The sequence below is a fragment of the Arcicella aurantiaca genome (assembly GCF_003148625.1).
Taxonomy (GTDB): Bacteria; Bacteroidota; Bacteroidia; order Cytophagales; family Spirosomataceae; genus Arcicella; species Arcicella aurantiaca.
This window is the reverse complement of the sequence record NZ_QGGO01000014.1, coordinates 1-11,308: the sequence shown is the minus strand read 5'-3', so window position 1 is coordinate 11,308 and position 11,308 is coordinate 1. Positions and strand designations below refer to the sequence as shown.

Annotated in this window: 11 protein-coding genes; 4 read left to right on the top strand and 7 right to left on the bottom strand. The window is 34.7% G+C overall.

What is annotated here, in order from left to right; all coding sequences use genetic code 11:
* Nucleotides 1-19 precede the first annotated feature (19 nt).
* Together LV89_RS13755 and LV89_RS13750 are read left to right on the top strand one after the other, a co-directional pair.
* Nucleotides 20-1,354, top strand: a complete 1,335-nt coding sequence (locus tag LV89_RS13755; RefSeq protein ID WP_109743487.1) for an MFS transporter — start codon at nt 20-22, stop codon at nt 1,352-1,354.
* Nucleotides 1,347-2,243 (top strand): N-acetylmuramoyl-L-alanine amidase-like domain-containing protein, encoded by an 897-nt coding sequence (locus LV89_RS13750; protein WP_109743486.1) that lies wholly within the window; start codon nt 1,347-1,349, stop codon nt 2,241-2,243. The genes LV89_RS13755 and LV89_RS13750 overlap by 8 nt, the downstream gene beginning before the upstream one ends.
* Here the strand turns inward: LV89_RS13750 and LV89_RS13745 are convergent, their stop codons facing one another.
* Nucleotides 2,244-2,942, bottom strand: a complete 699-nt coding sequence (locus LV89_RS13745; RefSeq protein WP_109743485.1) for a hypothetical protein — start codon at nt 2,940-2,942, stop codon at nt 2,244-2,246.
* A gap of 294 nt (nt 2,943-3,236) precedes the next feature.
* Complete coding sequence (locus LV89_RS13740) at nt 3,237-3,758, bottom strand: YMGG-like glycine zipper-containing protein (RefSeq protein WP_109743484.1); 522 nt, start codon at nt 3,756-3,758, stop codon at nt 3,237-3,239.
* 375 nt (nt 3,759-4,133) lie between these two features.
* Here LV89_RS13740 and LV89_RS13735 point away from each other — a divergent pair, with 375 nt between their 5' ends.
* Nucleotides 4,134-4,991 carry a glycosyltransferase family 2 protein gene (locus LV89_RS13735; RefSeq protein WP_109743483.1) on the top strand — a complete coding sequence of 286 codons (858 nt, stop codon included), beginning with the start codon at nt 4,134-4,136 and terminating at the stop codon, nt 4,989-4,991.
* Nucleotides 4,992-5,158: 167 nt separating this feature from the next.
* On the opposite strand, the gene LV89_RS13730 is transcribed toward LV89_RS13735, so the two are convergent.
* The 4 genes from LV89_RS13730 to dnaK form a co-directional block, all read right to left on the bottom strand.
* Complete coding sequence (locus LV89_RS13730) at nt 5,159-5,590, bottom strand: VOC family protein (protein ID WP_109743482.1); 432 nt, start codon at nt 5,588-5,590, stop codon at nt 5,159-5,161.
* A gap of 87 nt (nt 5,591-5,677) precedes the next feature.
* Nucleotides 5,678-5,950 carry a hypothetical protein gene (locus tag LV89_RS13725; protein ID WP_109743481.1) on the bottom strand — a complete coding sequence of 91 codons (273 nt, stop codon included), beginning with the start codon at nt 5,948-5,950 and terminating at the stop codon, nt 5,678-5,680.
* A gap of 682 nt (nt 5,951-6,632) precedes the next feature.
* Nucleotides 6,633-7,559, bottom strand: coding sequence for a hypothetical protein (locus tag LV89_RS13720; RefSeq protein WP_109743480.1), 927 nt, complete (start codon nt 7,557-7,559; stop codon nt 6,633-6,635).
* A gap of 83 nt (nt 7,560-7,642) precedes the next feature.
* Nucleotides 7,643-9,544 (bottom strand): molecular chaperone DnaK, encoded by a 1,902-nt coding sequence (gene dnaK / locus LV89_RS13715; protein WP_109743479.1) that lies wholly within the window; start codon nt 9,542-9,544, stop codon nt 7,643-7,645.
* 430 nt (nt 9,545-9,974) lie between these two features.
* On the opposite strand from dnaK, the gene LV89_RS13710 reads away from it, so the two are divergent.
* Entirely contained in the window at nt 9,975-10,892 is a 918-nt protein-coding gene (locus tag LV89_RS13710) for a D-2-hydroxyacid dehydrogenase (protein ID WP_109743478.1), read from the top strand.
* 91 nt (nt 10,893-10,983) lie between these two features.
* On the opposite strand, the gene LV89_RS13705 is transcribed toward LV89_RS13710, so the two are convergent.
* On the bottom strand, nt 10,984-11,308 hold a 325-nt coding region (locus tag LV89_RS13705), incomplete at its 5' end, for a transposase (RefSeq protein ID WP_310588786.1).

The window sequence follows — 11,308 nt, the reverse complement described above, 5'->3', positions numbered from 1 at the left end:
AATCCATTAACCAAATTTTATGACAACAATTAATAAGCCACAATTAAGTTTAGTTCAAATACTAAATATGAGTATGGGATTTTTGGGAATCCAATTCGGTTTTGCTTTGCAAAACGGAAATGCTTCTCGAATCCTACAAACCTTTGGAGCTGACGTTGAGCATCTTTCCTATTTTTGGTTGGCTGCACCGCTAACGGGTATGATTGTGCAACCTATCATTGGTCATTATTCAGATAATACTTGGGGACGATTTGGCAGAAGAAAACCATTCTTTTTGATTGGAGCATTATTAGCGAGTATCGCCTTGATTTTTATGCCTAATTCTTCAATTTTAGCAGGTGTTTTGCCTGCCGTTTTTGTTGGAGCAGGTATTTTAATGATTATGGATGCTTCTTTTAATGTGGCAATGGAGCCTTTTAGGGCTTTGGTAGCAGACAATCTTTCTGAAAAACAGAATACTTTAGGGTTTTCCGTTCAAACTTTTTTGATTGGTATTGGGGCAGTTGTAGGCTCGGCTTTACCGAAATATTTGGCAGAATGGGGCGTTGATTCAACTGCGGCAGAAGGTCAAGTGCCTGATAATGTGGTGTATAGTTTTTATGTGGGAGCATTGATTTTTGTAGCCGCTATTTTGTGGACGGTTCTAACAACAAAAGAATATTCTCCAGAAGAACGAAAAGCGATGGGTTTTGAAGAAGATACAGCAACTCATTCGCTTTCTGATATTTTCAAGGATTTTTCATCAATGCCTGTGGCGATGAAACAGTTAGGCGTGGTACAATTCTGCTCTTGGATTGCCCTTTTTTCTATGTGGGTATATTCTACGCCAGCCATTGCTCATCATATTTACGGAACTGCTATCGACGACCACTCTTCAAAAGCATATCAAGATGCAGGAAATCAGGTTGGGTACATTTTTAGTATTTATAATGGTGTTTCAGCCATTTATGCCTTGATGTTGCCAACAATTGCTGCTAAAATCGGGAAAAAATTAACGCACGCCGTTTCATTGATTTGTGGAGGTTTAGGCTTGATTTCTATTTACTTTATTCAAAATCCAGACTTATTGCCATACTGTATGATTGGCGTGGGAATGGCTTGGGCGAGTATTTTAGCAATGCCTTATGCACTTTTAGCAGGGGCAATTCCGTTAAAGAAAATGGGGGTGTATATGGGAATTTTCAACTTCTTTATCACTTTCCCTCAAATCATCAATGGCGTATTTGGCGGATTAATCGTAAAGTATGTTTATGGCTCAAATACCATTTATGCACTGGTTTTTGCGGGAATTTTTATGGTTATCGGAGCTTTTTCCGTTATGTTTGTAAAAGAACAAAAATCAATTCATGTCTAAAAAATATTTTATTTCATACTCAAAAAGCCTTGCAAGTCAGATTTCGACTCGCAAGGCTTTTTATTTCACCATGTTAGGTGTTTTTCTATGCTTTGGAATTACTTCAAGAACCTACGATTTTCAAGAATTGAATGATGAAGAAATTTATAACAAGAAGATAAGCAATGCCAACGGGGCTTCATTGGATGATTTTACGCTTAATATCGCTAAAAGTTTTTTAAATCGTCCCTATAAAGCTCATACATTAGATGCTAATTCAAATGAAAAATTGATTGTAAATCTTCGTGAATTTGATTGCTCAACTTTCGTTGAAAGTTGCATTGCTATGGGTTTGACTTATCGGAAAAATGAAATTTCTTTCGATAAATTTAAGTATTATTTAAAACGTCTTCGCTATTACAATAAAGGCTTAATCAAAGGTTATGAATCTCGAATTCATTATTTCTCCGATTGGCTTTATACACATTCGCAAGATGGTTTATTAGAAGATGTTACCCCAAAAATGGGAGGGATACCTTGGTCGAAGAATATTAATTTTATGAGTACGCATTGGAATAAATATCCGTTTGCTACGAATACTGCTCTTCAAGAAAAAATACAAAAAATAGAAGAGAAAATCAGCAGTCAAAGCTTTACTTATATCCCCAAAACGCAAATAAAAAAGATTGAAAATCAGTTTTTGAATGGTGATATTATCGGTATTACCACCAATATTGATGGTTTAGATATTTCTCACGAAGGTTTTGCTATCCGTTTGCAAGACAAAAGGGTTTATCTGCTTCATGCTTCGTCTGATTTTAAACGAGTGATGGTAACAGATAAACCCTTGATTGAATATATGGCAAAAAATAAGACGCAAACAGGTATTATGGTGGCAAGATTGAAGTAATTATTTTCGCTTAATCGTGAAAAGCTCTTTGCCTTTTTTACCAATCATTCCTTCTTCTTCCCAAATAAAGTCAAAGAAAGTAATCCCATTTTCTTTGACTTTATATCCGTAAGTTTTTGAAATTTCTTTCTTCGATTTTAGGTCAATTAAATCAATGTCGGTTTGTGTGGTAACATAATCAATCCAAACATAATAACTTGATAATGAGTCTATTCCTTTCACTGAACCATCTGACAAGAATTCTATAAATCCTTTTTTATTTTTGAATTTGCCAAGCCAATATTTTTTCTCAATAAAACCAATTGTATCTACTTTTGAGAAAGAAGAAGTTCCGATTTTCAACTTTCCGTCTTCAAATTTTGCTTCCATTTCAGAGGTGTTTTTCGTTTCATAAGTATTAAAAAACAAAATTTTCTTATCTCGCTGAATACGATATTGTGAACCTTCGTGGAAATTCCAAGTTACAGAAGCAGTATCAGCTTTTTCATTAAAACCAATGAGTACGGTATCCGCAAAAGCACTTGCTTGCAAGGGGGATTTCGTTTTTTCTAAAGTTTGAAGGTATTTCGTATTGACCCAAACCGAATTTTCCAAAGTGGTGTCTATAATAACAGTTGAAGTTTTCTCTGTTTTTGTTTCTTTCTGACAAGAAATAATCACCAATGAAATTATTGAGCAAAAATAAAATAGTTTCTTCATGTGTGTTGGTTAAAGTTTTTCTTAAAATTGCTTCAAATAACTGATTTTTGCAATAACATGATTTTACTCTTTCTACATACAGACTTATACTAATTTAAAAAAGTTATTGCGTATCTGAGTCTCAACGGAAGTCGTCGTTCAAAACGATGACTTCCGTAAAGTACGCATCAAATTATTAAAATTGGTATTAAAAGCTTGATGATTGAAAATCTGATAAATGTACTATTTAAGTAATCGTGAAAACTTAGATTATACTTCCGAAACCATATTTTAAACTCCAACACCTATTTATCCTTAATTCCCTTTTTGTTTTTTATCAAGAACAGCCCCTGCTCCAGCACCAACACCAGCTCCGATAACACCACCAATGATTGCTCCTTTACCCGGTTGGTTATTTCTTGAAATGACTGCTCCTGATAAGGCTCCAACACCTGCCCCGATGATTGCTCCTTTAGCAACATTACTCATTTTCTTCTTTTTCTTTTTGGCTCTCACAACGGTTGTTGTTTGTTCTTCTGTGCTATTCGGACTTGATGAATAAGCGTTTGGTTTCGATATTTCAGCTTTTGTACTTGCCGAATTTGTTGAACTGTGTTTGAGAGCTTTAATGGAATCAAGGGTATTTTGTTTCGCTTTTTCAATGTTGGCAACTTGTGTCATCGAATCTATCACAACTTGTTTCGCTTCCTTGATTTGAGCTTGTTGTTGCATCGAATCAATGGTCATTTGCTTTGCTTCTTGTATCTCTTTTTTTGAGTTATCGTTACAAGCAAATAAAAAATAAGAAGCGGTCAGAATTATTGTTACTTTTTTCATGGCATTAAATTTTAGATGAATCTACACTTTTCTTTTTGAGAAGGTAGATGAAAAATTACATTATGCAAGTCCTGTATCGTCAGTACTTGGATGTGTTATACTGTTTTGATAAAAATACTGTACCAGTGTTGTGGTATTTTCTTACTAAACTTTCAATCCTAAATCTTATTGTTTAGAAAATTGTGCAATGAGTAAGTGGTCAAAATAAATTTTAGAATTTTTTTTGTCTCAAAATAAGCATTCGGTGGAACAATTTTTTTACATATTTTTTGAATTAAAGCAATACCCATTTTCTCATGTGTGTATATACGTGTATGATACATTAATATTTATTTTTCTAAACCAGTATTCCCGAAGTAAACCCCTTAAAAGCTTATGCAGACCGAAAAATTTTCTATTCTTATTCCGACATGGAATAACTTTCCTTATTTAAAACTCTGCATTGAAAGTATCTGGAAGTATTCCGACTATAAACATCAAATATTGGTATATGTAAATGAAGGAACTGAGGAGGTAGTAGATTGGCTCAATAAAAATCATATTGAATTCAAGCAATCGAGTGTGAATATGGGCATTTGTTCTGCTTTAAATGAATTAGCGACGTTGGTAAAAACGCCCTATATCGTTTATATGAACGATGATATGGTTGCTTTACCCCATTGGGATACGGCTTTCATGACAAAAATCAAAAAGATGCCTGATAATCTGTTTTATTTGTCTTCAACTTTAATAGAACCTCACCAATCTTCAACCCAAAATTCGCCGTTTATTATTGCTGATTATGGCGATGATTTAGAGCATTTTAGAGAAAAAGAATTGATTGCCGATATGGATAAATTCAAACGTAGTAACTGGTCGGGAGCGTCTTGGCCTGTGAGTTTGGTGAGTGCTGATGTTTGGAATCGGATAGGAGGGTATAGTATTGAGTTTTCACCTGGAATGTATTCAGACCCAGATTTTTCTATGAAATTATGGTTTATCGGTGTCAGAAATTTTATCGGAATTGGTGATTGTCTTTTTTATCATTTTGGCTCAAAAACAACCAAAAAAGTAAAGCAAAAACACGGTTCACTTAGATTTTTAAATAAATGGGGAATTTCTGCCAATACTTTTTATACACACTATTTACAAATGAGCCAGCCGTGGAGAGGGAAATTGTCTGAACCACATTTGTCTTTTACCGAAATTTGGCGAAATAATTTCAAAAAATCTTTTTCTGCTTTTAGGAGATAGGTGTTAGGATTTAGTACACTGTTTAATAAGTTTTTTGAGAAAGATTAATTATCCAAAAGAACTTATTAAACAGTGTATTTAGTGTTGAATGGAATAAATTTCAAAACTAAGCCTAACAATGTTGACAATTTTAATATCTTCTTGATTTGTCCTTAAACATTGTCGCTTTACTTCGTTAATCTTGAATCAAAATCAATCATCCATTCAATTCCATATTTGTCTCTGAACATTCCAAAATATGAACCCCACGGACTATCAGTCATGGGCATTTCTATTTGCCCATCTACTGAAAGCCCATTAAATAAATTATCGGCTTCCTCTTTACTTTCTGCACCAATAGCTATTTTAGACCTGTTTTCGTTTTCATTGGTTTTACCCATAAATTCTGGGACATCATTTGCCATTAAGATATTGTTGCCAATTGGTAAAGCAATGTGCATGATTTTATTGGCTTCATTTTCTGATACAGGAAATACAGGACTTGCCAAATCTTTAAAACGCATAATCTTTACGAACTCTCCACCAAATACCGATTTATAAAAATTGAAAGCTTCTTCGGCATTTCCGTTGAAGTTAATGTGAGGATTGATTTGTGCCATTGTTCTAATGTTTAGATTTTAATGATACAAATGTAGTTTTAATGATTTGATAATCAGAATTATAGTTGCCTCAATAAAAGGTGGTGATTACGACAATGAGGTGATTTCCGAAAGAGCCATCAGTTCCACTTGTTCAAGCGTCCTTGCCTCCACTTGTTCAAGCGTCTTCGCCTCTACTGGTTCAAGCGTCTTCGCTTGAACCAGAGAAGGATTGTCTGAACTATGATTATTTCGATTGAAGGATTTTATGATTTTAAAATTTATCCTAAAATCCTTCAATCTTAAAAATCCCAATTCAGAGAATTTGTTTATTCTCCACTGGTTCAAGCGTCTTCGCTTGAACCACTCTTTAGTAAGCATTTGAACTGGGTAATGATTGTAAGCAATAAGAGTTCAAGCGAAGACGCTTGTTGCCGTTGTCTGTGTCTCCACAGACGATACGACTATTTCTTACATTTTTTGTTTTAATTAACTATAATGGTCGTCTGTGAAGACACAGACAACGGCAATAAACCAGAGAAGGATTGTCTGAACTATGATTATTTCGATTGAAGGATTTTATGATTTTAAAATTTATCCTAAAATCCTTCAATCTTAAAAATCCCAATTCAGAGAATTTGTTTATTCTCCACTGGTTCAAGCGTCTTCGCTTGAACCACTCTTTAGTAATCATTAGAACTGGGCAATGATTGTAAACAATAAGAGTTCAAGCGAGGACGCTTGAACCAGTGGGTAGTTCAGACAAAATACCTCAAACGCCTATAAATGCGTATAGACAAAGCATTGCCTTGTCTATACAAAATGTGATTAGGTTTAATTGAACTTTATTTTACTTCGGATTGGAAGTTCTTGTTGCCGTTGTCTGTGTCTCCACAGACGATACGACTATTTCTTACATTTTTTTGTTTTAACTAACTATAATGGTCGTCTGTGAAGACACAGACAACGGCAATAGACACAGACAACGGCAATAGACAACGGCAATAGGATTGTCCTTCGGAACATCTCGAACAGCATGGATGGCTAAACTCGAACAGCGGGGCTACTGAGTAGTTAATCTGGATAGAATATACTGATTATTAGTTCTAATAAGAGTCAAATTAGCATTTTGGTCAAATACATTAGTAAAGTAACCACCTGCAATTTCTTTACTAATTATCAAATCTCCAGATAAAATTGATTCTACATTTATATCTATTTTGATTAAGTTTACAATTATATTTAGACCTTGTGGCAATGCTATTTCTCCTCTAAGTTCAATAGTATTTTCTAAATTTCCATATACGTCATTTGGAATAGTTAAAATTGTTTTGCCAATAATTGCATTTTCATTTTTAAAAGTTCTGTTATGCATAAGAATGAGAATTGTCAATAAAATTAAGTCAGAGTATTTATAAATATTAATCCGATCAATTTTAAATTCATTACTTTCCAAAACTTGAATAAAACTATCCATAATCTCACTACCATTGAACAACTCTTGGATTTTTATAAATCCGAATGCTTGTCGAAAAATTGGCATTATTTTTTTTATCTCAGAAACTTGAACTTCATATTTGCCATTTTTTTTTATTATACATCGTTTAATTAGACTATTGGCTTGTATTTTGTCTAAATTGATTTCAGATTTTAATTTAGTAGAATCACAAATTGCAATCTGATTTATTATAAAATCATATTCCCATTTTTCTAAAGGTTTACTTATGTCTAATTGTGCTTTATTATGTTGATATTTCATATACGCACACATCCTACAATATACATTATACAAAGAATCAAATGTTTTTCCACTATCTCTATTAGGATGTGCAATAAAATGTGCTATTTCTCTAAAAATACTGTCTTTAGGCGAGTGTTCTCTTAGTCTTATTAAAATTAACTCTATATCATCTTCCTCAATTTTACCATTTTGAATTTTATCGATTATTTTGAGTAATTTAATTCTTATACCATCGTGTAAATTTTCCATATTTATATTACTTTAAGTGTATTTTATAGTAAAAACGCCCTCAGAACCGAATCTAAGGGCGTTTTACTCTAAAACTCTAAATCTTACTTCACTTCCTCAAAAGGCACATCTTCCGCTTGTGAAGAAGAACCTGAGTCGGCAGTTTGTCCAGCGTCGCCAGTTGGTTGTCCTTCTTGTCCACCTTGTGCGTACATCTCTTGTGATGCTGCTGCCCAAGCGTTGTTCAAGGCTTCTAAAGCTGAGTCGATTGCCGCTACATCACGTGAACCGTGTGCTGAACGTAAACCTTCTAAAGCTCCTTCGATAGCTGTTTTATTACCTTCTGAAAGTTTCTCACCAAATTCTTTTAATTGTTTTTCTGTTTGGAAAATCAATGAATCAGCTTGGTTGATTTTTTCAATTTTTTCTTTCTCTGCTTTATCCGCTGTCTCGTTAGCTTTCGCTTCTTGACGCATTCTTTCGATTTCTTCGTCAGTCAAACCGCTTGACGCTTCGATACGGATATTGCTTTCTTTTCCTGTTCCTTTGTCTTTTGCCGAAACGTGTAAGATACCGTTTGCGTCAATGTCAAAAGTAACTTCTACTTGAGGAACGCCACGTGGTGCTGGTGGAATACCGTCTAAGTGGAAACGTCCTAATGAACGGTTGTTGGCTGCCATTGGGCGTTCACCTTGCAATACGTTCAATTCTACTGATGGTTGGTTATCAGAAGCAGTTGAGAATGTTTCTGATTTCTTCGTAGGAATAGTTGTATTCGCTTCGATTAATTTCGTGAAAACACCACCCATTGTTTCGATACCTAATGACAAAGGAATAACGTCTAATAATAATACGTCTTTCACTTCACCCGTCAATACACCACCTTGTACGGCTGCACCGATTGCTACGGCTTCGTCAGGGTTTACACCTTTAGATGCTTTTTTACCCCAGAATTTCTCTACTTCTTCAACAACACGTGGAATACGAGTTGAACCACCCACTAAGATAACTTCGTCGATGTCGGCGTTTGAATAACCAGAGTTTTTCATTGCTCTACGGCAAGGCTCTAACATTCTTTGGATTAAAGAATCAGCCAATTGCTCAAATTTAGCACGAGTCAATGTACGTACTAAGTGCTTAGGCATACCGTCCACAGGGAAGATATATGGCAAATTGATTTCAGTAGAAGCACTTGAAGATAATTCTACTTTTGCTTTTTCTGCTGCTTCTTTCAAACGTTGAAGAGCCATGGCATCTTTACGCAAATCAACACCTTCGTCGTTTTTAAATTCGTTTGCTAACCATTCGATGATAACTTGGTCGAAGTCGTCACCACCTAAGTGCGTATCACCGTCAGTAGATTTTACTTCGAATACGCCATCACCTAATTCCAATACTGAAATATCGAAAGTACCACCACCTAAGTCGAATACTGCGATTTTCATATCTTTACCACCTTTGTCTAAACCGTAAGCTAAAGCAGCCGCAGTTGGTTCGTTGATGATACGTTTTACGTCTAAACCTGCAATTTGTCCTGCTTCTTTCGTAGCCTGACGTTCTGCATCGTTAAAATAAGCAGGAACAGTAATAACTGCTTCTGTAACAGTTTGTCCTAAATAATCTTCAGCAGTTTGCTTCATTTTCGTAAGAATCTGAGCTGAGATTTCTTGAGGAGTATAAAGACGGTCGCCAATGCGAACACGTGGAGTATCGTTTGAACCTTGCTCAATAGTGTAAGCAATCGTTTTTAGTTCGCTTCCTACCTCTGAGTAACGTTTACCCATGAAACGCTTTATAGAAGAGATAGTGTTTTTAGGATTAGTGATTGCCTGACGTTTGGCTGAATCTCCGACTTTACGTTCACCGTTACCATTATCTAAGAATGCAACGATTGAAGGTGTAGTACGACGACCTTCTGAGTTAGCGATTACGACTGGCTCATTACCTTCCATTACGGCTACGCAAGAGTTGGTTGTTCCTAAGTCAATACCGATAATTTTTCCCATTTTATTTATTAATTTATTATTTGAATAAGTTTTTTATCTAAGTTTTCCTTAATTTCAACAATCTTAATGCCAGTAGAATTTTTTATGACAGATTGGCAGAAAACATAGAAATCAATGCCATGCTTACAGAAAAATAGAATTTGTGACTGACAAAATATATTTGAATGTCAGAATTAATTGTCTGAACTTGGATTTGTAGGATTAAAAATGGTATCATCCTCAAATCTTAAAAATCATAGTTCAAATACTAATTGCCGAACTTGGATTTGTAGGATTAACTGATTTTCGGATTCAAAAATCTTATCATCTTTAAATCTTAAAAATCATAGTTCAAACAATCAAAAAATCTGTATAAATCTGCGTTGCTTGCATCTGCGTAATCTGCGTTCTAAATCAACGTCCAAAATCCCCAAATCAGTAATATATTTTTATGAAAATTTACATTCACACAAAATTTCAAGAATCTATTTATCAACAATTTAGAGATGGACTCGAACCCAAATACGAAGTAATATTTGGCGATGGAGAAGTATCCGAATCACTTAAAGAACAATTTTTAACTTGTGATATTTGTTATGGAAATGTGCCATTAGATTGGTTAAACACCAGTTCTCAATTGAAATGGTTACAATTAAACTCAACGGGACTCGACCCATACCAACAATTAACCGAATACCAATTTCAACTCACCAATTTAAAAGGCTTTTTCGGACAATCTGTTGCTGAAACCACTTTGGCAGGCATTTTAGCAGTTTATCGTAGAATTGATGAATTGACCCGACTACAAACAAAAAATGAATGGGTAGGTACACCCATCAGAGAAACGCTCCATTTATTGCACAAAGCAAAAGTTGTGATTTTAGGAAGTGGAGCAATTGGACTGAAAACCAAACAATTATTGAGTGGCTTTGAGTGTAAAACTACTGTTTTGAACTCAAAAACTATCAGTCAATTAGCTGATTATCTTCCTACTACGGATATTTTAATTGCTACCCTTCCAGAAACAAAAGAAACGATTGGATTGATAAATAAAACGTATTTAGATATGCTAAAACCGTCTGCATTATTCGTTAATGTGGGGAGAGGGTCGGCAGTTGATGAAAGTGCTTTAATTGAAATTTTAAAAGAAGAAAAAATATTGGGAGCCGTTTTAGACGTCACAGAAATAGAACCTTTACCAACGGAAAGCCCTCTTTGGAATCTGCCAAATGTACTTTTAACCCAACATTCATCGGGTGGTTGGGCAGAAGAAAGTGCTGAAAAAGTTGTATTCTTTTTGAATAATTTAGCACACTTTGAAAAAGGGGAGGAGTTGGTCAATAATGTTGATTTGGTGAAAGGGTATTAGGTGGTTATCGGTTATTAGAAAATTGGTAAATGGTGTATCCTCAATTCATAAATATGCCCGCTACATAATATTAACGTGAACTTTTCAGATTTCAAGCGGCTATCAATCCATTATATTGCTTCAAAGCTTTATGAGTCTGAATAGAAACTTTTGGTTTTCTTTGATAAAAAGAGTAGGCACACATAGCCGCCAACATATGAGTAAAAGCATTTAAAGCCGACCTATGGCGAGTATGTTCTAAGTCTAAAACACCCTTTTGAAGTCCAATAACCGTTTCAATAATGGGTCTTTTTTTTGCCATTTTTTTAGCCTCATCAGGCATAAATTTTTGGTTTGACTTTTGGGTATTATTACGAGGTTTAGCAAAGAAATCTAATGTTCCATCATACTCAATAAAGTCCATTTTTGCTTGGCTC

What these genes read in the sequence shown, in the direction of transcription:
- LV89_RS13755 (WP_109743487.1), top strand. Translation starts at nt 20, where the DNA reads ATGACAACAATTAATAAGCCACAATTAAGTTTAGTTCAAATACTAAAT.
- LV89_RS13750 (WP_109743486.1), top strand. Translation starts at nt 1,347, where the DNA reads ATGTCTAAAAAATATTTTATTTCATACTCAAAAAGCCTTGCAAGTCAG.
- LV89_RS13745 (WP_109743485.1), bottom strand. Translation starts at nt 2,942, where the DNA reads ATGAAGAAACTATTTTATTTTTGCTCAATAATTTCATTGGTGATTATT.
- LV89_RS13740 (WP_109743484.1), bottom strand. Translation starts at nt 3,758, where the DNA reads ATGAAAAAAGTAACAATAATTCTGACCGCTTCTTATTTTTTATTTGCT.
- LV89_RS13735 (WP_109743483.1), top strand. Translation starts at nt 4,134, where the DNA reads ATGCAGACCGAAAAATTTTCTATTCTTATTCCGACATGGAATAACTTT.
- LV89_RS13730 (WP_109743482.1), bottom strand. Translation starts at nt 5,590, where the DNA reads ATGGCACAAATCAATCCTCACATTAACTTCAACGGAAATGCCGAAGAA.
- LV89_RS13725 (WP_109743481.1), bottom strand. Translation starts at nt 5,950, where the DNA reads ATGCTTACTAAAGAGTGGTTCAAGCGAAGACGCTTGAACCAGTGGAGA.
- LV89_RS13720 (WP_109743480.1), bottom strand. Translation starts at nt 7,559, where the DNA reads ATGGAAAATTTACACGATGGTATAAGAATTAAATTACTCAAAATAATC.
- dnaK (WP_109743479.1), bottom strand. Translation starts at nt 9,544, where the DNA reads ATGGGAAAAATTATCGGTATTGACTTAGGAACAACCAACTCTTGCGTA.
- LV89_RS13710 (WP_109743478.1), top strand. Translation starts at nt 9,975, where the DNA reads ATGAAAATTTACATTCACACAAAATTTCAAGAATCTATTTATCAACAA.